Source organism: Sphingomonas faeni, assembly GCF_040407565.1.
GTDB lineage: Bacteria > Pseudomonadota > Alphaproteobacteria > Sphingomonadales > Sphingomonadaceae > Sphingomonas > Sphingomonas faeni_F.
The window spans coordinates 351,625-375,027 of record NZ_JAPZPR010000005.1; the positions used below are offsets into that span (position 1 = coordinate 351,625).

Sequence of the window (23,403 nt, forward strand, 5' to 3'; positions counted from 1 at the left end):
GGATCCAGAGCCGCAAATGACCGCGCCCGTTACTCTGGATCCTGACTTTCGTCAGGATGACGGAAACGGGGTGGCGAAGATACGCCCGGTCACCGCGTCTCGAACGCCCGCAACCCGGGCCCCAGCCGATTCGCACCCAGCGCGAGCTTGTCGTGGCTGTAGTCCGCCAGGAACGCCGGGCTGCTGCCATCCCCCGGCGACAATCGCGCGTCGTTCCCCTCGACCCGCAACCCGGTCGAGCGATACGTCTTCGCCTCGGCGGCGACTACGATCAGCCCCGTATGATTCTCCTTGTTTCGCCCCTGCACGAAGGTGTTACGCGCGATCAGCCCTGTCGAACCCTCGGGCAGGTCGATCATGTAATTGGTCTTCTTCCCCGCGGTATCGTCGAAGCTGTTGTCGGTGATCGTCACGGTCGGACTACGCAGCTTGACGTAGTGCCCCCCCGTCCCCCGCTCGAACCGCGAATTGGTCACCGTCACGCTGCCGTTGTTCGCAAGATAGATCGCATGCGCGCAGCTCGGCGATTGATCGCATTGCCCCAGTCCCGAAAACGTCGAGCGGTCAATCGCGATCCTCTGCCCGGTCGGCTGACCGCCGAGGATACCCTCCTGACTATCGAGGAACATCGAGTTGCTGACGGTCAGGTCGCCAAGCTCGATGCGGATTCCCGCGCCGTTGCCGTCCGACACGCGGTAGCCGCGGAAGACCAGCCCATCGACGACCGAGCCAAGCCCGCGCAGCACGAGCGCCGCCTTGTCCTCGCAGGCAACGCTCTCGAAGATCGCCGTCCCAGGCTTGACCGCCTTGAAGGTGATGTGCCCCCCCGCCTGCACCGCGCATTGGCGATACGTGCCGGGCGCGATCAGGATCGTCGCGGTGCCCATCCGGATCGACGACACCGCCTCCTGCAACGTCGCGAACCCCTGCCCGTCGACCGTGAACGGCGCGGAGCCTTGCGCGAACGCGGGAGCGGCGAACAGCGCAATTGCCAGCAACGATCGTTTCATCCGATATCCTCTTCGTTCCGGAGCGGTAGCCCGCCTGCGATATGGACGGTGTGATCGCACGGAACGTCGCACTTCGGCCAGTCGGTCCTCAGCTCTTTGCCGACGCCTGTCCCGGAATGACGCATTGGCGATAATGTCTCGGGCTAGGTCGATCCCGGCTTCCGGATATTGCCGAGCCCGCGTCGAACGCATAATACCGCTACCGTAACGAAGCCGGCGGGGGGAACCGATCGGCGCGGGGGATCCACATGCACGCCATGACGCCGACGGAGGTCTTCCTCCTCGCGATACTCATCATCTTCACCGTGCCGTATCTGGTGTGGCGGCTCGGGCGGACCGATTACTGGGCGCCGCTGGTGGTGGTGCAGATCTTCGGCGGGATCCTGCTCGGGCCGGGCGTGCTCGGCGCGGCGTATCCCGACTATTACGCGACGGTCTTCACGCCCGCGACCTTGGGCTCGCTCAACGGCATCGCGTGGTGGGCGGTGATGATGTTCGTCTGGGTCGCCGGCATCGAGCTCGACCTCGGCGAGGCCTGGAAACGCCGCGGCGAAACCGGCGTCACCGCAGGGCTCGCGCTCGCGGTACCGCTGGTGACCGGCAGCATCGCGGCGGTGTTGATGTTGCGCTACCCTGGCTGGCGCGGACCGGACGGCGCGACGTGGCAGGTGGTGCTCGGCATCGGCATGGCCTGTGCCGTCACCGCGCTGCCGATCCTGGTGCTGTTTCTCGAAAAGCTCGACGTGCTGCGCGAGCCGATCGGGCAGCGGATCCTGCGTTATGCGAGCCTGGACGACATCGCGATCTGGGGCGTGCTCGCGCTGATCCTGCTCGACTGGGAGCGCGTCGGGCGGCAGGGCGGCTTCCTGGTCGGATTCGCGGTGGTGACGCTGATCGTGCGGAAACTGATGGCGCGGATCGAGGAGAGCGATCGCTGGTATGTCAGCCTGATCTGGCTTGCGGGCTGCGGGTTCGCGGCGGACTGGGCGGGGCTGCACTTCATGGTCGGCGCGTTCCTGTCGGGGGCGGTACTCGATTCGAAGTGGTTCACGACGGCGAAGATGGACCAGTTCCGCCACTTCGTGCTGCTCGCGGTGATGCCGGTGTTCTTCCTGTCGACGGGGTTGAAGACGCAGTGGGCGGTCGGCGGGTACGCAGTGTTTGGCGCGGCGGCGTTGCTGCTCGTCGCGTCGGTGGGCGGCAAGCTGGCCGGGATTCACGCCGCCGGACGGATCCTGAAGTGGCGGCCGGGCGAGGCTTCGGCGATCGGCTGGCTGCTCCAGACCAAGGCGCTGATCATGATCATCTTCGTCAACATCCTGCTGGATAAGAAGATCATTACGAATGAGACGTTCACCGCGCTACTGCTGATGGCGCTGGCGAGCACGATGCTGACCGTGCCTGTGGTTGCGCCGAAGTTGAAGAAACTGGCGGGATTGGTGGGGAAGAGCGGCTGAGGGGCCAGTTGCGATCCTCCCCCGCCAGGGGGAGGTGGCAGGCGTTAGCCTGACGGAGGGGGAGGACACGGAGCAGAGGTTTCGCATGCCTCCCCCTCCGTCGCCTTCGGCGCCACCTCCCCTGGCGGGGGAGGATTAGCTCAAGCTCCTGCGTTAAGGAGGTCGTGGCGTTTTAGGGCGTGGCGGAGCTGGTCGTAACTTAGGCCTAGCGCCTCGGCGGTGGCGCGCTGATTGAAGCGGTGTTCCGACAACGCGCGCGAGAGTAGGTCGCGTTCGAAGCGGGATACGCGGGATTTAAAGTCCGAGGGGCCTTCTTCGCACGCGACGACCGGATCTTCGCCGTCCTCCGGTTCGGGTTCGCGTGGGGTTATAACCATAGGCTTCGGGGCAGTCGAAGCGCCGGGGCGGTGTGGCGACTGGAACGGGTCGATCTCGATCGCGTCGATCGGTCCCGCCTGCTCCCAGCGATAGACGGCGCGCTCGACGACGTTACGCAGTTCGCGGACGTTGCCGGGCCAGCGATACGCGATCAGCGCGTCCATCGCCGCCGGGCCGAACCCTTCCCAGCGTTCGCGGCCTAGTTCCGAGGCCATGCGCCGGCCGAAATGTTCGGCGAGGACCACAACGTCGCCGGTGCGTGCGCGCAGAGGCGGCAACGTCACCACCTCGAACGACAGCCGATCGAGCAGATCCGCGCGGAACTCGTGGCGATCCACCTTGTCGGGCAGATGCTCGTTGGTCGCCGCCACGATCCGCACATCGACGCGCATGGGTCGCGACGAGCCGATCCGCGTGATCTCGCCATATTCGACCGCGCGCAGCAGGCGGTCCTGCGCGGCCATCGACAGCGTGCCGAGCTCGTCGAGGAACAAAGTCCCCCCATCGGCCTCCTCGAACCGCCCTACCCGCGCCTTGGTCGCGCCGGTGAACGCGCCAGCCTCATGCCCGAACAGTTCCGCCTCGATCAGCGTCTCGGGCAGTGCCGCGCAGTTCATGATCACCAGCGGCTGGTCCCACCGCGGCGAAAGGCGGTGAAGGCGTTCGGCGACCAGTTCCTTGCCCGTGCCGCGCTCGCCGATCACCAGCACCGGACGATCGAGTGCCGCTGCCCGCGAGGCGCGTTCGAGCGCCGCCATGAACGTGCCGGACTCGCCGATGACCTGTGTGGTGCGCTCCATGGCGAAGATGTGGCGCGAATTCCCAACTCTTGGCAAGCTTCCGCCACAGCCTAAACACCTTAAATCGCGCAAACCCCTGCAATTCCGCCATTTTCGAAACTGGCACGACAGATGCAATGCTTCAGGCAACCCGCCGAATAGCGGAACCAACCAGTCTCAAAGGGGACCCACCGTGTTCAACACCACCATCGCCCGCACCGTCGCCGCCACCCTCTGCACCATCGTCGTCAGCGCAACCTGCGTCCTCGGCGCGGTCGGCCCCGCGATCGCAACCACCGCAACGCCCGTCGCGGCAACCACCGCAATCGTGGCATAAGACACCGACGCTCTCCGAGAGCCTCGGGCCGACCCCTGGAGTAGGATTTACATGGGCATCTTTTCCCGCACCCGCGACATCGTCGCCGCCAACTTCGCCGATCTCATCGAGAAGGCCGAAGACCCGTCGAAGATGATCCGCATGATCATCCTGGAGATGGAGGAAACGCTGGTCGAGGTTCGCGCCTCCGCCGCGCGCACCATCGCCGACCAGAAGGAGATGCGCCGCCATATCTCGAAGTTGGAGCAGCTCCAGGACAACTGGACCGAGAAGGCCGAACTGGCGCTGAGCAAGGACCGCGAGGACCTTGCCAAGGCTGCCCTGGTCGAGCGCCAGAAGGCGTTCGACATGGCCGAGCAGCTGAAGGCCGAGGTCGGCGTGCTCGACGATGCGCTTCGGGCTTCCGAGGAGGACATCGCCAAGCTCCAGACCAAGCTCCGCGAGGCGCGCACCAAGCAGAACGCGGTGCAGACCCGACTGGAGAGCGCGAACAACCGCACCCGGCTCCGCGAGATGTACAACGGCCCGAAGACGCACGAGGCGTTCAGCCGCTTCGACATCCTCGACCGCCGTGTCGATGAAGCCGAGGGCCGCGCGGATGCGATGGGGCTCGGTGTCGTCAAGACGCTCGAAGAGGAAATCGCCGAGCTGCGCAGCGACGACAAGGTCAACGCCCAGCTCGCCGCGCTCAAGGCGCGCATGAAGAAGGACGACTGAGATGGATGACCTGATGCCCGTGCTCGTCTGCGGTATGCTCTTCATCGGGCTTCCGTGGGTGATCCTGCACTACATCACCAAGTGGAAGCAGGCGCCGCGGATCACCGAGGAGGACGAGAAGCTGCTCGACGAGATGCAGATGCTCGCTCGCCGTCTGGAGGACCGCGTGATGACCGTCGAACGGATCATCGCCGCCGATAACCCCGACTGGAAGCCGGGCCTCAGCACGACGCAATCGCCGTATCTTTCGGACCGTGAGTCCGAACGCCCATTGGATCGCCCCCTCGATCGGAGGAACTGAAATGTCTGGCAGCCGCACACAATTCTACCTCGATAAACAGAATGCAAAGTGGAAGGGCGTCTGCGCCGGGATCGCAGACTATACCGGAATCGATGTGCTTTTCGTTCGTGTCGGGGTGGTCGTCCTGACGCTCGCCGGAGGCTTTCCCTGGACGCTGCTGGCCTATTGGCTGGTCGCATGGATGGGCCATGCCAAGCCGATCGGCCTGTACGAGACGCCCGACGACGCGAAGTTCTGGCAGGGCGTCCGCTCGAACCCGAAGCGGTCGACCGCCGAGGTTCGCAGCAAGTTCCGCGACATCGACCGCCGCCTCGCCGACATCGAGACGCACTATACCAGCCGCTCAAGCAACAGCCTCGCGGCAGAGATCGACAGCCTGCGCTGAGACGCGGCGTCAACAGGGAGAATGACGATGGATTGGGCCTTGATGATACCGATCGTGGCGATTTCGGTGGGACCGGTCGCCTGGGTGGCGAATAACTGGATCCGCGCGAAGCACGGCTTCGAACCCGAAGCGCGGGGCCGCAAACGCAGGCGAGACGGCGATGTCGACGGTGAACGCAAGGTCCAGTTGCTCAGCAGCGAGAACGAGCGGCTGACGGGGCAGGTGTCGCGGCTCGAGGAACGGATCGCGGTCCTCGAACGCATCGCCACCGACCCCGCCGAGCGCACCGCCCGCGAGATCGAAGCCCTCCGCGACCGCTGAAGGACATAGATCATGAACAACTTCACGATCTTCCTGCTCGTTTTCATCGTGATCGGCCTGCCGGTCATCCTCGGGATCGGCAGCAGCGTCTTCAAGGACTGGATCAAGCACAAGGAGCGCATGGCGAGCGCGCTGAATGCGCAGACCGCCGAGAAGTCCGCGCAATATGCGGCGCACACCGAACGCCTGGAACAGCGGGTACGGGTGCTCGAACGGATCGTCACCGACCGGGGCATCGGCGTTGCCGCCGAGATCGAACGGCTCCGGGCCGATCCGCCCTTTTACCCATCGCTGCCTTTGCAGACTTCACCAACACTTACGGCGGGCCGCACCGCGAGCCTTACCGAAGGAGAGACACGATGAACCCCTTTTCGATGGTCGTCTGCATCGTGCTGATCGTGATGGTCGCCAAGGTGCTGACCGCTCGCTACCGCGCGCTTGGGCAAGCCCCGGCGAGTCCGGTCGACAGCGTCGATTCGCATCGGCTGCGCGACGAGGTGCAGCAGATGAAGGAGCGCATCCAGGTGCTGGAACGCGTGATCACCGACAACCACAAGAGCGTCGATCTCGACCGAGAGATCGAACGGCTCCGCGACCGCTAGGAGGCGGACATGATCGAACCGAACGTCTATATCACCCTGGCGCTGGCGAGCCTTGCAGGGCTGGCGATGATCGTCGCCGGTGGCTTGGCCGGATGGCGGGGCTGGCTTTCGCTGCGGCGGATGGAGCTGGATCACGCGCAGGACGGTCGCATGCCGGTCGCGGTGTCGACCGGATCGCGGATCGAGATTGCGGATTTGAAGGAGCGTATCAAGAAGCTCGAGGCGATCGCCGCCGGGGTGGATCTCTAGGGCTCTTGACTAGAGGGCGGACCACCCCGGCGGAGGCCGGGGCCCAGTTGGAAAGGTGGCAATAACGGAGGACCGCACTTCGCCATCGCCGCCCCCCAACTGGGCCCCGGCCTTCGCCGGGGTGGTGGTATTCGAGGATACGCGCTCCTGTTTTGGGCCCCCGGTGTTGAAGCGCTGAAGCCGACCCGCTACCCGACAGGCATGGCCACTCTCACAGACATCCGCGAGGAATACGACTTCCTCGAACCCGACGACCGCTATCGCCTGCTGATCGACCTTGGCAAAGAGCTTGAGCCGATGCCGGATGCGCTGAAGACCGAGGCGACGTTGGTGCGTGGGTGTTCGGCCTCGGTCTGGGTCTATCCGACTACGACCGACGATGGTCGACTGCACTTCCTGGCGGACTCAAATGCGGCGATCACCAAGGGGATCATCGCTCTGGTTCTGCTGACGGTGCAGGACCAGGCTCCCAGGCAGATCGTCGCGACGGATATCAAGGCGGAACTGGCGCCGTTCGATCTTAGCAAGCAGCTGAGTTCGAACCGGACTCAGGGGATTCCCAACATGATCGCCCTGATCCGGGAAACGGCGGAGCGATACGCCGGCTGAAACTTTCGATCCTCCCCCGCCAAGGGGAGGTGTCGCCGAAGGTGGCGGAGGGGGAGGAACACGCAACAGAGGTTACCCCTTCCTCCCCCTTCGTCTGGCAAGCGCCAGCCACCTCCCCCTGGCGGGGGAGGATCGTCAGGTTGCTGCGTATACGGTGAGGTTCGCAACGACCTCGGCCACGTCCGCACCAGCCGGGACGAGCATCCACCGATCCGGCCGAGCGCCGTCGACCATCACCACCGCGTTCTTCGGGCAAACCCCGAGGCACTTGACCTCGACCACGCCGCGATCCGCCTTGCGGCCCTTCTTTACGCCAAGTGCCTGACGCAACAGCTTCACCAGGGGCGTCCGGCCCTTCTCTCCAAACCCGCCGTCCAGCTTCTTCGAACACTTGCCGCAGACCAGAACGCTTCCCTGCCAGCGACTGGCGAGGACGCGGATCACGCCGGTTTCCACGTCCGCTGGTCTTCGGCCATCTTCAGGACCTCATAGGCCGCCTGCACGCCCTGGAACCGCTTCGCCGCATCCTTGTCGTTCGGGCGCACGTCTGGATGATTCGCCTTCGCCATCCGCCGCCACGCCGCGCGCACGTCCTCGAACGTTGCGTCGGGCTCGAGGTCGAGCACCTCCAACGCGCGCATCTCGTCTCGCGAGCGGCTGCCATCGCCCGAGCCGGCCCAAGCGTAATGCTTGGGATCGGTGTAGCCGTCCGCGGTGCGCGTTTCCGCCGCCTCGCGTTCGGCCGCTTCCTCCGCGCTCAAGCCTTCGAAATAATTCCAGCCGCGATTATATTCGCCGGCGTGGTGCATGCAGAAATACCAGCGGTCCGGGCTGTTGGGCGATTTCGGCGCGGGGCAGTTGCCGGGCTCGTTGCAGCCATGCCGATCGCACAGCCGGACGGTCACCGCCTCGGTACTCGCGCCATATTCGCGCCAGCGCGGAAAACCCCAGTCTGAAGATCGTGTCGTGCTTCGAGCCATAGCGGTCCGAGATAGGCGTCCCCACGGACAACGCAACCATACGCAGCAAGGCCGGCCGAAACTCTCGGATTCGACTATCTTCCGCGCCGCAACATTCCGCCTTGAGTCAGACACCGTTCATCGATTACTGAACATGAACTATTTGTCATGTGGCATGGATAGATGCGTCCGGTGCGGACGTATTCCCAGCCGACACCTTAGCGACAGGAGCCCTGGTGCCGACTCTCATTCCAAAGCTTACCACGTGGCGCGCGGATCTTCCCGCCTCCATCGTCGTCGCGCTGGTCGCGCTGCCGCTGTGTCTCGGCGTCGCGCTCGCGTCCGGTGCGCCGCTGTTCGCCGGCATCATCTCCGGCATCGTCGGCGGCATCGCCGTCGGCCTGTTCTCGAAGTCGCCGCTGTCGGTCAGCGGCCCTGCCGCCGGCCTGACCGTGATCGTGCTGACCGCGATCGAGAGCATGCCGAGCTACCAGATGTTCCTGATGGCGGTCGTCCTCGCAGGCGTTCTCCAAATCTGCTTCTCGCTGACCCGCGCCGGCATCCTCAGCGAATTCGTACCATCCTCCGTCATTACCGGCATGCTCGCGGCGATCGGCCTGATCCTGATCCTCAAGCAGATCCCGCACGCCGTAGGCTTCGACCGCGAGGCGGAGGGGATCTTCGAATTCACCACCGCGAACGGGATCAACACCTTCTCGCGCATCCTCGACAGCCTCAGCGCGGCCGTGACCCCCGGCGCGATCCTGATCGCGTCGGTCAGCCTCGCCTTCCTGTTCTGGTGGGACGGTGCCAAGCCCAAGGACGGCCCGTTGCGCTTCGTCCCCGGCCCGCTGGTCGTCGTGCTGATCGGCATCTTCGGCAACATGCTGCTCGGCGCGGTGAAGCCCGACTGGCAGCTCCAGGCGACGCATCTCGTCCAGGTGCCGATCACCCAGACGCTGTCGCAATTCCCGTCGCTGTTCACCTTCCCCGACTTCTCCGGGATCACGATGGGCATCGTCTGGACCAGCGCGGTCACGCTTGCGATCGTGGCCAGCCTCGAATCGCTGTTGAGCGTCAAGGCGGTCGACGAGATCGATCCGCGCCGCCGCTCGACCGACAAGAACTGGGAATTGATGGCGCAGGGCGGCGGCAATATCCTGTCCGGCCTGATCGGTGGCCTGCCCCTCACCTCGGTAATTGTCCGTTCGTCCGCCAACGTCGATGCGAAGGCCGAGAGCAAGCTGTCAACGATCCTGCACGGCTTCTGGCTGCTGGTCAGCGTCGCGCTGATCCCGGCGGTGCTGAACCTGATCCCGCTGTCGGCGCTCGCCGCGGTGCTGATCGCGACCGGCTACAAGCTCACCAAGCCGAAGCTGTATACCGAGCGCTTCAAGCAGGGCTGGACGCAGTTCATTCCGTTCGTCGTCACGGTGGCTGCGATCCTGTTCACCGACCTGCTCGAAGGCATCGTGATCGGCCTTGCCGTTGGCTTCGTGTTCGTCGTCGCGCGCAACTTCCGTACCGCGATCACCTTTGCCTGCGACGACGAGGACTGCCTCGTTCGCGCCCGCCGCAACCTGTACTTCATCCATAAATACGAGTTGCAGAAGTCGCTCGCCAAGGTGCCCGACAATGCAAACCTGCTGATCGACCTGTCGTCGACCAGCTATGTCGATCTCGACAACGTCGACATCATCAACGCGTTCATCAAGGGCGCGCAGTATCGCGGCATCACCGTGCTCATCCGCGGCGATCTCGCGATGCGCACGGTCAAGCTTATCAACGCCCCCCAGACCGAGGTCCGTTTCGCATGAGGCAGTACAAGCAGCTCCTGCTCGCCAACAAGGCGTGGGCAGCCGAGATCATCGAGGAGAGCGCCGACTTCTTCCAGCGCCAGCTGGTCGGCCAGAACCCGGAGTTCCTGTGGATCGGCTGTTCGGACAGCCGCGTCGGGCCGGAACAGATGACGATGACGCCGCCCGGCAACATGTTCATCCACCGCAACATCGCCAACCTCGTCAATGACGACGACATGAACCTGATGTCGGTGCTGCAATATGCGATCGACGTGCTCGGCGTGCGGCACATCATCATCTGCGGCCATTATGCGTGCGGCGGGATCCGCGCGACGCTGGACGGCGGCACCACCGGGCCGGTTGACGACTGGCTCAGCACCGCGCGCTGCGTGTTGCACGACCATGCCGACGAGATCGACGCGCAGCCCGACCGCGAACAGAAGGTCAACCGGCTGGTCGAGGTCAACGTCCGCGACCAGCTCGTCAGGCTCGCGCGGACCAAGACGATCCAGGGGGCGTTTGCGCGCGGCCAGGAAGTGCTGCTCCACGGCTGGGTCTACGACATCCGCGACGGTCTGATTAAACCGATGATGGAGATCGATTCGGCGACCGTGCTCGAAGAGGTCGGCCGGCCGGACAAGGTGCTGGTGTAAGGCGTTCCCCCTTCCCACCATGGCCGTGGGAAGGGGCTATCTTTCGCTTACGAGCCGCGCCGCGCCGAGTCTGGCAGCATGAACTTGATACGGGTCGTCGTGGCGCCGCAACCGAGCCCCCCGTCGGGACGATACGTCTTGGCGTATTTGGCCTTGGTGAAGAACTTAGTGCCCGCCTCCGAGAAGATGAACGGGGGATAGCTCAGCAGGGCGCGCTGGTTGATGACGTTGCCGTCCGCGCCGATGTCGAACTGAACCTGAGTCCAGCCTTCGAAACCCCAACGCATCGCTTCCATCGGGAATGCTTCCGATCCCGGCTGTGATACCATCTTCGGTGGTGCATCCATGATCGCGCACTGATTCGCGGTCAGACCACTCAACGCGAATGTCGCCCGCGCCGCATCGATCTCTCCGTTGCGCTCTTCGATCGATGCGATGCGGATCAACGCACCGACGCGCAGCGGATCGTTCGGCTTCAAGGCCTTGTCGTCCGCCACTTGCCGAAGCGTGACGATCGCCGTGTTGTTCTTCTCGGATTTTCGCGTCCGTGCGACGGCGCCGTCGACCATCATCAACCGGATCGCCGCCCGCGCCTGGGGATCGTTGGCATAGACGGGTTCCGATACCATCGGCGTCAACGTCCGCTCGAATACCCCCGGACGCCAGATGTCGGTCACCGCATCGATGCGTCCCGGCAGGTCGAACGTCAACCGGGCGCTCGGCGGTGCATCGTTGGCCACCGCGATCGCCAGAGCCCGCGCAGCCAAGGCCGCACGCTCTTCCCGCGCTACAGTGGGATTGTTCGTCAGGCGATAGATCGCGGCGAGCGTACGCAAACCATTAGGCGACTGGGCGGTCGCCGTTGCGAGTGCGGCGCGCTGTGCAGCGAGTGCGGCTGCCTGCGAGCCGGTTGGGGCAGGAGCGACCGTGATGCCCTTGCTGGACAACCACTGTTCCAGGACGTCGTCCAGTCCGTCGTCGATCGACGGCCGTTCGAACGCGGTCGAACAGCGCATCTCGACCCGCACGTGATACCGATAGAAGGCCGGGATCGCCTGGACCTTTTCGGCAGGCCACGACCAACCCTTGACCGCTCGCGCGAACTCCAGCGCGACCTGGCCGCCGCCCGCGGCATAGATCGGCACCGCCTGGTCGATCGTACCGTCGGACGCGATGTTGAATTCGACCACCGCGACGTCCTGCGGCTTGAGACCGGCATCGCCGCCGCAATCGGGCGAGCGCATTTCCGCGGCAGGATCGAACGATCCCTTCACCATGCGTCCTGCACCGGTATAGGCCATGTACCGCCGTGCCTCGTCCGCATTGCCGCTCAGCAGGTACGCGATCGCGGCATCGGACCGCGCCGATGCGTCCATGATATCGACCTTGTCCGTTTCGAGGCCGCCGAGAAGCCGGATCGCCTGCAACGCGCTGGCGCGGGCGCCGGCGATGTCCCCGGTGTTGAGCTTCAACAGGGTCCGCTCCCGCGCGAACCGCGCGGCAACGCTCTTCTCGAGCTTCACCGTGCCGATCAACGCGTCGCTGCGTGCCAACGTCGCCGCGGCGGCGGTGGGATCGATGAAGATCTGCGCGGTCACCAGCGACAGCATCGCACCCAGCTTGTCGGCGGTACTGATCGCGCTCGCCTCCGCCTGCTGGAGCGCAGTCACGGCGCCCGCGTAATCGAGCGTGTCGGTCGCGACTTGGCCGAGGATCAGGAAGACGCGCGTCCGGTCTTCGGCAAGACTGGCATCGTCGGCCGGCAGCAAGGCGAGCCCTGCCCGTGCAGCCTTAACCGATTCGTCGGCGCGGTTCAGGGCGAACAGCGTTGGTGCCTTGCGGACCAGCACGATACCGCGACTACGTGATCCGGGCTTGGTTCGCGCTTCCAGTGTTTCCCATGCCGCCAGCGACGCTCCGCGATCGGGTCTCGCATCCAGCGCCGTCGCTGCGTCGAAGTCCTGTTGAATTGTCGTCGATGGCGGCGGTGTCTGGGCGCCAACGGGAACCAGCCCACCTGCCATCGCCAACACGCCTGCACCCAACAGCGCGATCGTCTTGATACGCATCACATTCCCCACGTCGCAGCCCGGCGCTATTCCGCCGCAGTCTGCAATGGTTCGAGGAAGGATGCCAGAGGGTCTGTAAGCCGGGTTCTGTCCATTTCCGATCCTTCGATACGGAAGTTAGGCGACCATTCCTCTAGGACGACGGTTGCCCGCCGCCTCAAGCAATCAACCCGGGTGACGAGCTGAAACGAAGCCCATGTGCCACCCCTATTCGATCTTGCTCCCGGTGGGGTTTGCCGTGCCGCCCCTGTTACCAGGCGCGCGGTGCGCTCTTACCGCACCCTTTCACTCTGACCGCCCCAGCTTGCGCCGAGGGTTGGCCGTCTGCTCTCTGTGGCACTTTCCCTGAGGTCACCCTCGCCGGGCGTTACCCGGCACCGTCGTTTCGCGGAGCCCGGACTTTCCTCGCGTGTCCGAAAACACCCGCGGCCGCCCGACCCTCTGGCGAGGCAAGCCCTAGCGCGGGTCCGGGCGATGCACCACCGTTTTTCACAGGTGGACTGCGATCCTCCCCCGCCAGGGGGAGGTGGCGCCGAAGGCGACGGAGGGGGAGGACACGGAACATCTGGTTGCCCTCACCGCCCCCTCCGTCTGGCAAGCGCCAGCCACCTCCCCCTGGCGGGGGAGGATCAGTATTTAGTACTCAGTCGTCGCCCATCGGTTTGGGCAGCAGCAACGCCAGCAGGATGCAGCGGCACTCCGCGTCGACCTCGCCATCGACCAGCTCTGGGCGGAACCGTCGCTGGAACGCCATCGTCGCGGCCATCCGGTTCTCAACATCATAGCCGAAGCGTTCGAGCGCGAGGCAGAAGCCGCCCTCGGTCCAGCCGGGATCCATCAAATTCTTGGTTGGGCGTGGCAGAGCCAGTCGCCGCCGCGCCAGTTCATGCCATGGAAACAGCTCGCCCGGATCGCGTTTGCGCGTCGGCGCGATGTCCGAATGGCCGACGATGTTGCCGCGCGTGATCTCGTGACGATCCTTGATCTCGGCGACCAATGCCACAACCGACGCGATCTGCTCGGGCGGAAACGGGCGATAGCCGAACTCATGCCCGGGATTGACGATCTCGATGCCGATGCTGGCGGAGTTGACGTCCTCGATCCCGCGCCAGTGCGACTTGCCGGCATGCCAGGCGCGCTTGTCCTCGGCGACCATCCGCAGGACGGTGCCGTCCTCCTCGATCAGGTAATGCGACGACACCTTTGCCTCGGGATCGCGCAGCCGGGCGATCGCCGACGGTCCGTCCTTCATGCCGGTATAGTGCAGCACGATCATCGTGATGGGGAGCGTGCGATCGTCGAAATTCGGTGACGGCGTCTCGATGAACTTCAAGCCAGCTTCCCCTCGAGCCGTTATGCCACTGTCGCGTCGGCACGCGCGGTGCGAATGGTGACGATCGCGACGCCGAGCATTGCAACACCGCCACCCATCAGGATCAATAGCGTCAATGGGTTGCCGAAGTAATAGGCCGCGGCGAACACCGAGATGATCGGCGCGGCAAGCGTCATCGGCGTGACGATGCTGACCGAATGCCGCTGCAGCAGCCATGACATCGAGCCTTGGCCGATCACGGTCGATCCGATCGCCGAGAACGCGACCCAGCCGATCGTCCGAAGCGGCAGGTCGGGGATGTGCCGCATCGCGGCAGGCTCCGCGATCCACGCGACGACACCCATCGACAGGGTCCCCATCAAGCCGACCCACGCGTAGATCGTCAGGACGGGAACGCCGATCAGCCGGCGCTGGATCAGCGACATGATCGCCCAGATGAAACTGGCAAGCGCGGTAAGCGTCAGCCCGGTTCCCTCGCGCGCGGCCGCGGGATCGAACACCAGCAGCACGACGCCGAAGATCGACAGACCGATGCCGAGCATCCGCGGCCAGTGGATCCGTTCGCGAAAGACAACGATCGCCAGCAACAGCGAGAACGGTACGCCCAGCTGCCCGGCAATCGCCAGCGCGCCGATGTTGGTCGAGACCGACAGCGACAGGTTGATGAGCAGATAGAAGACGCCGCCGGACAGCAGCGCGAGCGTGCCCGTCCGGCCCGGCACAAATCTTAGCCAGCTGGCGCAGACGAGGAAGACGATCGCCTGACGGAGGAACCCGGCGGTCATCGGCGCGATCGCGCTCACCGCCATCTTCACGGCGATGATGTTGAGCCCCCAAAGGACGTTCATCAGGACGACGACGACGAAATCGCGCAGGCCGAAGCGATGCGTTTCGCGAGTGATGTGGCCGGTAGCGGAGATTGTCGACACCGGTGCCGCTTGCCGCCCTGCGCGCCGGATGTAAACCGCGGTCAGGCCGCGGCGCTGCCCCGGACGGCGCTGGTGGAGACCTCGTACAGACCGCGAAAGCGCTTGCTGGGCTCGAACAGACGGGTCTGCCCAATCACTGTCTCGCCGGCGCCCATGACGAACACACCACCGGGTCTGAGCGCACTGGCGAATTTCGGGAACACCTGGTTCTTGGTGTCGGTCGAAAGATACAGCAAGACGTTGCGGCACAGCACGATGTCGAACTGTCCCGGTGGCGGCTGGTCCGATACCAGATTCATCCGCCGAAACGCGATCATCCGCATCAATTCGGGCTTGGCGATCCAGTCGCTGCCAGTCGTGTCGAACCAGCGCACCATGCGCCGGACGGGCAATCCGCGCTGGATCTCGAACTGCGAGAACCGGCCCGAGCGCGCCCGGGCGATCGCCGCATCGGACACGTCGGTGGCGACGATCTCGGGGATCGGTGCGCCGGTCGCCTCGTGCCGTTCGGCAAACAGCATCGCCAGCGACAGGGGTTCCTGCCCGGTCGAGCACCCACCACACCAGATCCGCGCGCGCCGACGATCCGTTTCCGCCACGGCGACCGCGTCGGCGAGCATCTCGAACACCTGCGCGTCGCGGAAGAACGAGGTTTCCTGGTTTACCAGCGCGTCGACGATCCGATCGCCGATCTGTCGATCGCTACCCTCGAGCAACTGGGTCACGAGTTGATCGAGCGTATCGAGATTGCGGTCGCGCAGCAGCGGTTTCAACGCGGTATCCAGCCGCCACGAGCGATAGGCCGCAATCTGCTGACCGGTCCGCGCCTCGAGCAGTGCGGTGAGTACGTTGATCGCGGTCTGGGACGCGACCGAGGGCGGGATTGCGGCGAGTGTCATGGCCGACGCCGCGATGCGACGAGGCGGCCGATCGCATCGGGTGCGAGCACCGCGTCCGCCATGCCCGACGAAGCGACCGCGCCCGGCATGCCCCAGACCACCGAACTCTCCCTGTCTTGCGCGACGACGCAGCCGCCCGTTTCGTGGACGCGCCGCGCGCCTTCCGCACCGTCACGACCCATTCCACTGAGGACGATCGCCAACACTCGGGGGCCATACACGTCGGCCAGCGAGGTCAGCATGGGATCGACCGAAGGCATGCAGCCGCTCCCCACAGCTTCGCGCGTCAACCGGAACGCGGCGCCCCCGTCGCTCAGCTTGACGCAATGCAGGTGTGCGTCGCCGGGCGCGACAACGATCCGGCCGGGGCGAATCCGCAACCGGTCGACCGCGACCTCGCACGGCCGACCGGCGAGTAGCGCGACCTGCGCGGCGAAATACGGCATGAAGGACGTCGGCAGGTGCTGGGTAATGACGATCGGCAACCGGAACCCCGTCGGTACCTCACGAAACATCCGGCTCAGCGCGTGGATGCCGCCCGTCGACGCACCGATCGCGACGATGTCGTAATCTTCGCTCGCGGACATTTGCGCGGCTGGAATCGCAGCGGCTGGCGTCGGCTGCGACGGAGAGTCCGTCGGAGTGGGCCGGACGAGGATCGCCGGCGGCAACTGATGCACGTTCTGGCACAGCCGTTCCAGTTTCGTGAGAAGCGCCGCCCCGAACCGCCCCGACAATGCACTGGCGGATGGCTTGACCAGAGTCTCCGCCGCCCCGAGCGCCAACGCCTGAACAGCGGCGACGCTGCCCTCGTCCGCGGTCGAGGAGACGATCAAAACCTTGGCGCCCTGCCCCGCCGCGATCAGGTCCGGCAGAGCGGTCAGGCCATCGACGCCGGGCATCGCGATATCGAGCAGGATGAAATCGACCACCGCCCGGCCTAGGAACTCGAGGGCTGCCGCCACGTTGCCGACCGCCCCGACCACCGAAAAGCGATCGCTCGCATCGATCATCCGCGCAATCACGGCACGCGCGACCACCGAATCGTCGACGATCAGGACGCGGGCTGTGTCGGCGACGTCGCTGTCCGCGTGGCGCGAAAAAGATAAGGGTCGAAGCGTCACCGTATCGCCGGATCAGGCCATGCCGACAATCTGGAGCTTCGATTCGAGCGTATCGCGGTCGAACGGCTTCATGACGTATTCGTCCGCGCCAGCCTCGATCGCCGCGCGGATATAGGCCATGCCGTTCTCGGTCGTGCAGAACACTACCTTCGGCCGCCGTGGCACGTCGGCTTCACGCAGCGCGCGAAGGAAATCCATGCCGCTCATCACCGGCATGTTCCAGTCGAGCAGGATGACGTCGGGGATTGACGCCATGCACGCGGTCATTGCCTCGCGGCCGTCGCACGCCTCCGTAACGGTGAAGTCGAGCGTCTCCAGGATGTGCCGCGCGACTTTGCGGATCACTTTCGAATCGTCGACGACAAGACAGGTCTTCATGGAATGCCTTCCGGGGGAAATCTTGCAGCAGGTTTAGAATGCAAAGCGTAAGCGCCGCGTTAAGCGACTAAAAGATGTAACCAAGTCAGGCCGCTAGCACCGATTCGGGAATGATCGCCGTGAGGTCCAGTACGAGCAGAGGGGCCCCGTCGCGTTCGACGATCCCAGTTCCCGCGATGGCCCAGCCGGCCTGCAGCGTCAGCCCGGCCGAGAGCGGAAGCCGTGCGAACGGCGCAACATCCTCGACCGATTCGATAAGGATCGCATAATGGTGTCCCTCGACGATCGTGATCACCGCGCGCCGAACCGTATCGGGAGTCGGCGCGATCCCCAGCGCGGTTCCGGTATCGATCACCGTCACGACGCGACTGCGCAACGCGGCCAATCCCCGCACGAAGGCGTCCGCGCGCGGGACTGCGACGATCTCGCCGATATCGACCACCGAATCCACCTGCGCGGCGTCGATGGCCACCCCTCGGCCGGCGATGTGCGCGATCAGGAAGAGTTCCGTCACATCGCCCTCCGCGCGGCAATCGCCGCGATCAGCGCGGCCCGGTCATAGCGATAGACGCTTGCATCGTCGTCGCGGTCGGTACCGGGAGTCCGGCGTAGCGTGACCACCGGGGCAGCGCTCTCGCGCACCGGTGCATCCTCCATCGCGAGCGCAATGGCGGCGGTTTCGCCAGGGGCAAGCGCGGTCACGCACCGATAGCCGGACGCCTCGAGCGCCGGCTTGAGGAAGGTTTCCATCCAGCCCGAGCCATCGACCTGCAACAGGCAGACCGGCGGCGCTGCGATCGTCACAGGCTCGCCCGCGAAGAGCGCATGGGGATCGATCAGCTCGACCTGATCGCCGTCGATCAGCACCACGCCGGCGATCGGCCCCGCCGCGCCGGCCCCCGCGCCCGGCGCGGCCCTGCGCGCCGGTGCGATCTCGTGCGGCAGGGTCACGATCTCGATCGCTTCTGCGATCGCGTAGGCCATCTCGCTTTCGCCGTCGGTCAGCCGCAGCACCGCCACCTCGTCGCGACCGCCGAAGTCGCCCACCGCATAGAGCGGGATGATAGCGCCGCCGACCGACAATCGCATCGCGCCCGCGCTCCAGCGGATCGCATCGATCGACACCGGCTCGACCCGATCTATCACCGCCAAGGCCAGCGCGCGACGCTGACCGTCCAGATCGTCGAACAGCAGCGCGGGTACGCCTGGAACAACGACGTCTTCGGGCACGCCGTCGTCGACGACCATCGGCGCAAACCGCAATCCGGCCACGGCGGCGATCCCTGCCGCGTCGAGCAGCAGCATCGGCAGCCCGTTGTCCGGCAAGGTCTTGCCTGCGTAAACTCCGGTAGCCATCACCGCGGGCGATGCCGGCTTGACGACGACCTCTTCGGTATCGAGTACGGTATCGACTCCCAAAGCATACACGCCCTCGCGGGTAGACACGATCACCAGCGTCGGCGGCGCGCCGGTACTCAGTGCGAACAGGGTGCCGAGCGATACCAGCGGCATCCGCCGGCCGCGCACCATGGCGGCGGACGCATCGCCGATCGTCTCGATCCGGACCAGGTCGCCGCGCACGGTGACGATCTCGTCGATCGACTGGCGTGCGAGGGCGAACCGTTGCGCGCCGACCCCGACGATGATCGTCGATATGATCGACAGAGTCAGTGGAACATGGACGACGATGCGAAGCCCCCGGCCGGGATCGTTGGTCAACACCACCCGCCCGCCGATCTGTTCGATATTCGCCCGCACCACGTCCATGCCGACGCCGCGGCCCGAGGTTGCGGTGACGGTATCGCGGCTCGACAGCCCCGCCGCGAAGATCAGGTCGAGCTTTGCCGTCGCGCTCATCGCCGCGAGTTCGGCGACCCCGTGAAGCTTCTGCTCGGCGGCCTTCGCGACGATCCGGGCGACATCGATGCCCTGTCCGTCGTCTGCGACCTCGATCAGGATCTGGTTGCCCGACTGGCGTGCCGATACCACCAGCCGCCCGACCTCGCGCTTGCCTGCGTTCCGCCGCTCGGCGGGGGGCTCGATCCCATGATCGATCGCATTGCGGATAATGTGGACAAGCGGATCGCGCATCAATTCGATCATCTCGCGATCGAGTTCGACATCAGCGCCCTCGATGATTAGATCGACCGTCTTGCCGAGTTCCGCGCTGGTATCGCGGACCATCCGCGGCAACGCGGAGAACAGCGCGTCCACCTTCTGCATCCGCGTCCGCGTGACCGTGTCGCGCATGTCCGCCACGGTCAGCGACAGCCGCTGGAGCGCTGCTTCCACCTTCGGATCGGCGCCCGCATCGCGCAATCGCCGGGCGAGCTCGTTACGCGCGAGCACCATCTCGGACATGCCGCTCATCATCCGGTCGAGCAGGTCGACATTCAGCCGAACGCTGCGGCTGATGGCGCGATGGGGCATAGCGACGACGACCGGCGTCTTCGGCGCGGCATCGGGCGCTAGTGCCGCGATCAACAGGTCCTCGCTCGAATCGTCCAGAGCGGAGCCCGCATCGATCGCCTCGACAAGTTCGCCGATCCGGTCGACGATTGCGAGGACGGCGTTCACCAGCGCCGTATCGGGTACGCGGTGTCCGTCGCGCACCGCCGCCAGCACGTCCTCCGCGGCATGGCTGAGACGCGCGAGCCTTGGCAGGTCGAGGAAGCCGCAGCTTCCCTTGACGGTATGGACGAAGCGGAAGATCGCATCGAGCCGGCCGCGATCGGCGGGCGCGGCCTCCCACGCGACGATCTCGCCGGAGATCGCTTCCAGCGTTTCGCGCGTCTCGGCAATGAATTCCTGTAACAGATCGTCCATGCAAGCCCCGCGTTCGAGGCTATTCATGCATAGCGGAGGTTAAGAGGCCGTTAGTCCTGGTGGCAATCGAGGTTCTGTCGGAGCCTCTCTGGTCCTCCCCCTTGCGGGGAAGGATCGAACTTACGCGCTACCGCGCGTCGAAGACGGCCCCGAAGATCATGATGTCGTCGGCCGGCTCGGACACGATCACGGTGCCACCCGCATCGGTGACGATCGTGTTGATCATGTAGGCCGCAGCCGCGCGGGGTGTGACGGCATGTTCGCTTGCGCCTTCTACGAGCGTACGCCGGATCTCGGGATCGAGGACGATTCGCGCACCCTCGACCTTCACGACGATCTCGAGGTGGCCATCATTATCTTCGCCGCCGACCTCCATCGTGCCGCCCCGTACCAGTGATTCCGTGGCAATCAGGACGAGGTTCAGCAAGACCTTCACCGCCGACTTGGGCATCGCCGGCGTCTCGACCGCCCAGACGAATTTGATCCGCTTGTTCTCGGCAACCAGTCCCTCGATCGCGTTGCGCGCCTCGCCGGTGTCGACGGACTCGCCGAAGCCGCCCGCAGCCCCGAACGCCAGGCGGAAGAACTTGAGCTTGCTCGCCGAGGCGCGGGCGCTGTCGGCCAGAAGCTGCATCACACGTTCGCGCATCGCCGGGTCGGTTTCGTCGGTGAGCAGCTCCAGCCCGTTGTTGAGCGCACCCACCGGTGACAGCAGGTCGTGACACAGGCGCGAACAGAGCAGGCTCGCGAAATCAACCGGGCTGACCGTCATGAAAATCCCCTCGTTACAGCATGCCTTCTGGCGGCGGCGCGGCGGCGGCGCAAGTGTGGCACACCCGCCGAGTTTCACAACGGGCATGACGTGCCCGTCCCGTCATCCTGACGAAAGTCGGGATCCAGGGTAATCCGGCGCGACGGTCGTGGCTCTGGATCCTGACTTTCGTCAGGATGACGAGGTTCAAAGGTTACGTACGCTCGATGGCCTCCTCGACAAACGTACCCATCTCGACCGATCTCCACGCGCGCGCGGCGGCGCCGCCGCCGCCGAGGATCACCCAGACCGCGTCATCGCCCATCGACTGCGCGGCGTCGCGAGACGATGGAACCGGAATGCCGGACGGATGCGAGTGATAATGCCCGATTACCGCCGGCCCAACCCCTCGCGCCTGCCGATGCGCCGCGAACAACGCCTTCGGATCTATCTCGAACGCCCGCGCCGGATCCATCGCCACGTTCGCACACGCCTCCGCCGCATCGATCCGCCCGGCGGTCCCGAACAGCAACCCGCAAACCTCGGCACCGGGCGAAGCATCAGCCTCCGCCAAAAGCCGCTGCAGCAATTCGCTTGAAATCGTCACGCTCATCGCCACATCGCTACGACATGGACCGGGGGGTTTCCATCGTCGAAGCATCGATTACGCCGGCAACGGATGGCTGGCGGCTCGATCGTGCGCTTGCCGAAGTGCTTCCGGACATGTCGCGCGAGCGGTTGAAGGCGCTGATCGCTGCAGGGCAAGTGACGCTAAACGGTCGCGAGTGGCGCGATTCGGCGAAGAAGGCGGCGGTGGGCCAGGTTTTCGCGGTTGCGATCCCTCCGCCAACGCCACTCCACAATGAGGCACAAGATATTCCGCTTGTCGTCGCCTACGAAGACGACGACCTGATCGTGATCGACAAGCCCGCAGGCCTCGTCGTCCATCCTGCCGCGGGGAACTTTGACGGCACGCTGGTTAACGCTCTGCTCCACCACTGCGCCGGCAACCTGTCGGGCATTGGCGGCGTCGCGCGACCCGGCATCGTCCACCGCATCGACAAGGACACGTCGGGGCTGATGATCGCCGCCAAGACCGACCGCGCCCACGAAGGCTTGGCCAGGCAGTTCCACGACCACAGCATCGACCGCCGTTACAAGGCCATTGTAGGCGGCATCCCCCGACCCCCGAGCGGCACGGTCAACGCCCCGCTCGCGCGGAGTCCGCAGAACCGGAAGAAGATCGCGATCGTCGAAGGGGGCAAGCGCGCCGTGACGCATTTCTCGACCGTCCAGACGCTCCGCGATGCGGCGCTGATCGAGTGCCGCCTCGAGACCGGGCGCACGCATCAGGTGCGCGTGCACATGGCGTCGATCGGCCACGCCTTGTTGGGGGACCCAGTTTATGGTAGAACAAAGCAAGCTCAGAAGTCGCTGCTCGAAACGCTCGGTTTCCGCCGGCAGGCCTTGCACGCGGCGCATCTGGGGTTCATCCATCCGGTGAAAAGCATCGCTTTGGCGTTCGAAAGCGAAATGCCCGCAGACATGCAGGAACTGTTCACCCAGCTTCACGTATAGATAATCGGTCCCATGCCGCATTGCGGCAATCGGGGTCAGCAGAAAGGGATTACGACCATGGCAGCCCGCTCCAACGTTCCAGCGACGATACCTGCGCTCGGCAGCGAAGCAGGGCTCAATCGCTATCTCGCCGAGATCAAGAAATTCCCGCTGCTTAAACCCGAGCAGGAATATATGCTCGCCAAGCGTTTCCAGGAGCATGGCGATACCGAGGCTGCGGCGCAGCTGGTGACCTCGCATCTCCGTCTCGTGGCGAAGATCGCGATGGGCTATCGTGGGTACGGCTTGCCGACGTCGGAGCTGATCTCCGAGGGCAATATCGGCCTCATGCAGGGCGTGAAAAAGTTCGAGCCCGAGCGTGGCTTCCGGCTCGCAACCTACGCGATGTGGTGGATCCGCGCCTCGATCCAGGAATACATCCTGCGGTCGTGGAGCCTCGTGAAGATGGGCACCACCGCCGCGCAGAAGAAGCTGTTCTTCAACCTGCGCCGGATGAAGAGCCGTCTCGATGCGTTCGAGGACGGCGATCTGCGCCCCGAGCATGTCACCAAGATCGCGACCGATCTTGGTGTCGCCGAGACCGACGTGGTCAGCATGAACCGTCGTATGGCGATGGGTGGCGATACGTCGCTCAACGTACCGATGCGGGAGGACGGCGAAGGTCAGTGGCAGGATTGGCTGCAGGACGACGCGCCGTTGCAGGACAAGATCGTTGCCGATGCGCAGGAGGCGGATGTTCGTCACTCGATGCTTGTGTCGGCGATGGACGACCTCAACGAGCGCGAGCAGCATATCCTGACCGAACGGCGCCTGACGGATGATCCCAAGACGCTCGAGGAATTGTCGCAGGTATACGGCGTGTCGCGCGAGCGCGTGCGGCAGATCGAGGTGCGGGCGTTCGAGAAGTTGCAGAAGGCGATGATGCGCATTGCTGGCGAGAAGCGGCTGCTGGCGGCGTAA

The 23,403-nt window shown here is 65.1% G+C and carries 28 protein-coding genes and 1 other RNA gene; 14 read left to right on the top strand and 15 right to left on the bottom strand.

Annotation, left to right across the window (positions count from 1 at the left end):
• Positions 1–89: 89 nt before the first annotated feature.
• On the bottom strand, positions 90–1,010 hold the full coding sequence (locus O6Y00_RS12695; RefSeq protein ID WP_353442958.1) for a right-handed parallel beta-helix repeat-containing protein: 921 nt from the start codon (positions 1,008–1,010) through the stop codon (positions 90–92).
• A 248-nt stretch (positions 1,011–1,258) separates the two neighbouring features.
• Between O6Y00_RS12695 and O6Y00_RS12700 the strand changes: the two genes are divergently transcribed.
• Complete coding sequence (locus tag O6Y00_RS12700; protein ID WP_353442959.1) at positions 1,259–2,467, top strand: cation:proton antiporter; 1,209 nt, start codon at positions 1,259–1,261, stop codon at positions 2,465–2,467.
• 140 nt (positions 2,468–2,607) lie between these two features.
• Here O6Y00_RS12700 and pspF read toward each other — a convergent pair whose 3' ends face one another.
• A complete protein-coding gene (pspF, locus tag O6Y00_RS12705; RefSeq protein ID WP_353442960.1) occupies positions 2,608–3,645 on the bottom strand; it encodes a phage shock protein operon transcriptional activator in 1,038 nt (345 codons plus the stop codon).
• Positions 3,646–3,817: 172 nt separating this feature from the next.
• Between pspF and O6Y00_RS12710 the strand changes: the two genes are divergently transcribed.
• The 9 genes from O6Y00_RS12710 (at position 3,818) to O6Y00_RS12750 (ending at position 7,145) form a co-directional block, all read left to right on the top strand.
• Positions 3,818–3,961 (top strand): hypothetical protein, encoded by a 144-nt coding sequence (locus O6Y00_RS12710; RefSeq protein ID WP_353442961.1) that lies wholly within the window; start codon positions 3,818–3,820, stop codon positions 3,959–3,961.
• Between the two features lie 51 nt (positions 3,962–4,012).
• Positions 4,013–4,678 carry a phage shock protein PspA gene (pspA, locus tag O6Y00_RS12715; RefSeq protein ID WP_056482347.1) on the top strand — a complete coding sequence of 222 codons (666 nt, stop codon included), beginning with the start codon at positions 4,013–4,015 and terminating at the stop codon, positions 4,676–4,678.
• 1 nt (position 4,679) lies between these two features.
• Positions 4,680–4,979: an envelope stress response membrane protein PspB gene (gene pspB / locus O6Y00_RS12720; protein WP_353442962.1), complete on the top strand. Its 300-nt coding sequence runs from the start codon at positions 4,680–4,682 to the stop codon at positions 4,977–4,979.
• Between the two features lies 1 nt (position 4,980).
• Positions 4,981–5,364, top strand: a complete 384-nt coding sequence (gene pspC / locus O6Y00_RS12725; protein WP_353442963.1) for an envelope stress response membrane protein PspC — start codon at positions 4,981–4,983, stop codon at positions 5,362–5,364.
• Positions 5,365–5,385: 21 nt separating this feature from the next.
• Positions 5,386–5,685 (top strand): hypothetical protein, encoded by a 300-nt coding sequence (locus O6Y00_RS12730; RefSeq protein WP_353442964.1) that lies wholly within the window; start codon positions 5,386–5,388, stop codon positions 5,683–5,685.
• Between the two features lie 12 nt (positions 5,686–5,697).
• Positions 5,698–6,048: a hypothetical protein gene (locus O6Y00_RS12735; RefSeq protein WP_353442965.1), complete on the top strand. Its 351-nt coding sequence runs from the start codon at positions 5,698–5,700 to the stop codon at positions 6,046–6,048.
• Positions 6,045–6,287 (top strand): hypothetical protein, encoded by a 243-nt coding sequence (locus O6Y00_RS12740; protein ID WP_353442966.1) that lies wholly within the window; start codon positions 6,045–6,047, stop codon positions 6,285–6,287. The genes O6Y00_RS12735 and O6Y00_RS12740 overlap by 4 nt, the downstream gene beginning before the upstream one ends.
• Before the next feature lie 9 nt (positions 6,288–6,296).
• Positions 6,297–6,536, top strand: coding sequence for a hypothetical protein (locus O6Y00_RS12745; protein ID WP_353442967.1), 240 nt, complete (start codon positions 6,297–6,299; stop codon positions 6,534–6,536).
• A 201-nt stretch (positions 6,537–6,737) separates the two neighbouring features.
• Positions 6,738–7,145, top strand: a complete 408-nt coding sequence (locus tag O6Y00_RS12750) for a SufE family protein (protein ID WP_353442968.1) — start codon at positions 6,738–6,740, stop codon at positions 7,143–7,145.
• A 135-nt stretch (positions 7,146–7,280) separates the two neighbouring features.
• Here the strand turns inward: O6Y00_RS12750 and O6Y00_RS12755 are convergent, their stop codons facing one another.
• Complete coding sequence (locus O6Y00_RS12755) at positions 7,281–7,586, bottom strand: (2Fe-2S) ferredoxin domain-containing protein (RefSeq protein WP_435368627.1); 306 nt, start codon at positions 7,584–7,586, stop codon at positions 7,281–7,283.
• Positions 7,586–8,125, bottom strand: a complete 540-nt coding sequence (locus tag O6Y00_RS12760) for a J domain-containing protein (protein WP_353442970.1) — start codon at positions 8,123–8,125, stop codon at positions 7,586–7,588. Before O6Y00_RS12760 ends, O6Y00_RS12755 begins: the two co-directional genes overlap by 1 nt.
• A 215-nt stretch (positions 8,126–8,340) precedes the next feature.
• Here O6Y00_RS12760 and O6Y00_RS12765 point away from each other — a divergent pair, with 215 nt between their 5' ends.
• Positions 8,341–9,921, top strand: coding sequence for a SulP family inorganic anion transporter (locus O6Y00_RS12765; protein ID WP_353442971.1), 1,581 nt, complete (start codon positions 8,341–8,343; stop codon positions 9,919–9,921).
• A complete protein-coding gene (locus tag O6Y00_RS12770; protein WP_353442972.1) occupies positions 9,918–10,556 on the top strand; it encodes a carbonic anhydrase in 639 nt (212 codons plus the stop codon). Before O6Y00_RS12765 ends, O6Y00_RS12770 begins: the two co-directional genes overlap by 4 nt.
• Before the next feature lie 47 nt (positions 10,557–10,603).
• On the opposite strand, the gene O6Y00_RS12775 is transcribed toward O6Y00_RS12770, so the two are convergent.
• The 11 genes from O6Y00_RS12775 to O6Y00_RS12825 all read right to left on the bottom strand — a co-directional run bounded on the left by O6Y00_RS12775 (position 10,604) and on the right by O6Y00_RS12825 (position 21,478).
• A complete protein-coding gene (locus tag O6Y00_RS12775) occupies positions 10,604–12,625 on the bottom strand; it encodes a hypothetical protein (protein WP_353442973.1) in 2,022 nt (673 codons plus the stop codon).
• Positions 12,626–12,685: 60 nt separating this feature from the next.
• Positions 12,686–13,070: RNase P RNA component class A (gene rnpB, locus O6Y00_RS12780), an RNA gene on the bottom strand.
• Between the two features lie 198 nt (positions 13,071–13,268).
• Entirely contained in the window at positions 13,269–13,958 is a 690-nt protein-coding gene (locus O6Y00_RS12785; protein ID WP_353442974.1) for an N-acetylmuramoyl-L-alanine amidase, read from the bottom strand.
• Positions 13,959–13,978: 20 nt separating this feature from the next.
• Positions 13,979–14,887, bottom strand: a complete 909-nt coding sequence (locus O6Y00_RS12790; protein ID WP_353442975.1) for a DMT family transporter — start codon at positions 14,885–14,887, stop codon at positions 13,979–13,981.
• 41 nt (positions 14,888–14,928) lie between these two features.
• Entirely contained in the window at positions 14,929–15,786 is an 858-nt protein-coding gene (locus O6Y00_RS12795) for a CheR family methyltransferase (protein ID WP_353442976.1), read from the bottom strand.
• Positions 15,783–16,799 (bottom strand): chemotaxis protein CheB, encoded by a 1,017-nt coding sequence (locus tag O6Y00_RS12800; protein ID WP_435368628.1) that lies wholly within the window; start codon positions 16,797–16,799, stop codon positions 15,783–15,785. Before O6Y00_RS12800 ends, O6Y00_RS12795 begins: the two co-directional genes overlap by 4 nt.
• A gap of 123 nt (positions 16,800–16,922) precedes the next feature.
• Positions 16,923–17,288, bottom strand: coding sequence for a response regulator (locus O6Y00_RS12805; protein ID WP_353442977.1), 366 nt, complete (start codon positions 17,286–17,288; stop codon positions 16,923–16,925).
• A gap of 85 nt (positions 17,289–17,373) precedes the next feature.
• On the bottom strand, positions 17,374–17,802 hold the full coding sequence (locus O6Y00_RS12810) for a chemotaxis protein CheW (protein ID WP_353442978.1): 429 nt from the start codon (positions 17,800–17,802) through the stop codon (positions 17,374–17,376).
• A complete protein-coding gene (locus O6Y00_RS12815) occupies positions 17,799–20,114 on the bottom strand; it encodes a chemotaxis protein CheA (protein WP_353442979.1) in 2,316 nt (771 codons plus the stop codon). Before O6Y00_RS12815 ends, O6Y00_RS12810 begins: the two co-directional genes overlap by 4 nt.
• 127 nt (positions 20,115–20,241) lie before the next feature.
• On the bottom strand, positions 20,242–20,886 hold the full coding sequence (locus O6Y00_RS12820; protein WP_353442980.1) for a histidine phosphotransferase family protein: 645 nt from the start codon (positions 20,884–20,886) through the stop codon (positions 20,242–20,244).
• Between the two features lie 193 nt (positions 20,887–21,079).
• Positions 21,080–21,478: a M67 family metallopeptidase gene (locus tag O6Y00_RS12825; RefSeq protein WP_353442981.1), complete on the bottom strand. Its 399-nt coding sequence runs from the start codon at positions 21,476–21,478 to the stop codon at positions 21,080–21,082.
• A gap of 17 nt (positions 21,479–21,495) precedes the next feature.
• Here O6Y00_RS12825 and O6Y00_RS12830 point away from each other — a divergent pair, with 17 nt between their 5' ends.
• Both O6Y00_RS12830 and rpoH read left to right on the top strand, forming a co-directional pair.
• Positions 21,496–22,443, top strand: coding sequence for an RluA family pseudouridine synthase (locus O6Y00_RS12830; protein ID WP_353442982.1), 948 nt, complete (start codon positions 21,496–21,498; stop codon positions 22,441–22,443).
• A 57-nt stretch (positions 22,444–22,500) separates the two neighbouring features.
• Complete coding sequence (gene rpoH, locus O6Y00_RS12835; protein ID WP_056048373.1) at positions 22,501–23,403, top strand: RNA polymerase sigma factor RpoH; 903 nt, start codon at positions 22,501–22,503, stop codon at positions 23,401–23,403.

Coding starts and splice junctions, on each gene's coding strand:
- O6Y00_RS12805 (WP_353442977.1), bottom strand. CDS start 17,288: ATGAAGACCTGTCTTGTCGTCGACGATTCGAAAGTGATCCGCAAAGTC.
- O6Y00_RS12815 (WP_353442979.1), bottom strand. CDS start 20,114: ATGGACGATCTGTTACAGGAATTCATTGCCGAGACGCGCGAAACGCTG.
- O6Y00_RS12695 (WP_353442958.1), bottom strand. CDS start 1,010: ATGAAACGATCGTTGCTGGCAATTGCGCTGTTCGCCGCTCCCGCGTTC.
- O6Y00_RS12745 (WP_353442967.1), top strand. CDS start 6,297: ATGATCGAACCGAACGTCTATATCACCCTGGCGCTGGCGAGCCTTGCA.
- O6Y00_RS12775 (WP_353442973.1), bottom strand. CDS start 12,625: ATGCGTATCAAGACGATCGCGCTGTTGGGTGCAGGCGTGTTGGCGATG.
- O6Y00_RS12735 (WP_353442965.1), top strand. CDS start 5,698: ATGAACAACTTCACGATCTTCCTGCTCGTTTTCATCGTGATCGGCCTG.
- O6Y00_RS12800 (WP_435368628.1), bottom strand. CDS start 16,799: ATGATCGATGCGAGCGATCGCTTTTCGGTGGTCGGGGCGGTCGGCAAC.
- O6Y00_RS12730 (WP_353442964.1), top strand. CDS start 5,386: ATGACGATGGATTGGGCCTTGATGATACCGATCGTGGCGATTTCGGTG.
- rpoH (WP_056048373.1), top strand. CDS start 22,501: ATGGCAGCCCGCTCCAACGTTCCAGCGACGATACCTGCGCTCGGCAGC.
- pspF (WP_353442960.1), bottom strand. CDS start 3,645: ATGGAGCGCACCACACAGGTCATCGGCGAGTCCGGCACGTTCATGGCG.
- O6Y00_RS12795 (WP_353442976.1), bottom strand. CDS start 15,786: ATGACACTCGCCGCAATCCCGCCCTCGGTCGCGTCCCAGACCGCGATC.
- O6Y00_RS12830 (WP_353442982.1), top strand. CDS start 21,496: ATGGACCGGGGGGTTTCCATCGTCGAAGCATCGATTACGCCGGCAACG.
- pspC (WP_353442963.1), top strand. CDS start 4,981: ATGTCTGGCAGCCGCACACAATTCTACCTCGATAAACAGAATGCAAAG.
- pspB (WP_353442962.1), top strand. CDS start 4,680: ATGGATGACCTGATGCCCGTGCTCGTCTGCGGTATGCTCTTCATCGGG.
- O6Y00_RS12825 (WP_353442981.1), bottom strand. CDS start 21,478: ATGAGCGTGACGATTTCAAGCGAATTGCTGCAGCGGCTTTTGGCGGAG.
- O6Y00_RS12740 (WP_353442966.1), top strand. CDS start 6,045: ATGAACCCCTTTTCGATGGTCGTCTGCATCGTGCTGATCGTGATGGTC.
- O6Y00_RS12750 (WP_353442968.1), top strand. CDS start 6,738: ATGGCCACTCTCACAGACATCCGCGAGGAATACGACTTCCTCGAACCC.
- O6Y00_RS12820 (WP_353442980.1), bottom strand. CDS start 20,886: ATGACGGTCAGCCCGGTTGATTTCGCGAGCCTGCTCTGTTCGCGCCTG.
- O6Y00_RS12700 (WP_353442959.1), top strand. CDS start 1,259: ATGCACGCCATGACGCCGACGGAGGTCTTCCTCCTCGCGATACTCATC.
- O6Y00_RS12770 (WP_353442972.1), top strand. CDS start 9,918: ATGAGGCAGTACAAGCAGCTCCTGCTCGCCAACAAGGCGTGGGCAGCC.
- O6Y00_RS12760 (WP_353442970.1), bottom strand. CDS start 8,125: ATGGCTCGAAGCACGACACGATCTTCAGACTGGGGTTTTCCGCGCTGG.
- pspA (WP_056482347.1), top strand. CDS start 4,013: ATGGGCATCTTTTCCCGCACCCGCGACATCGTCGCCGCCAACTTCGCC.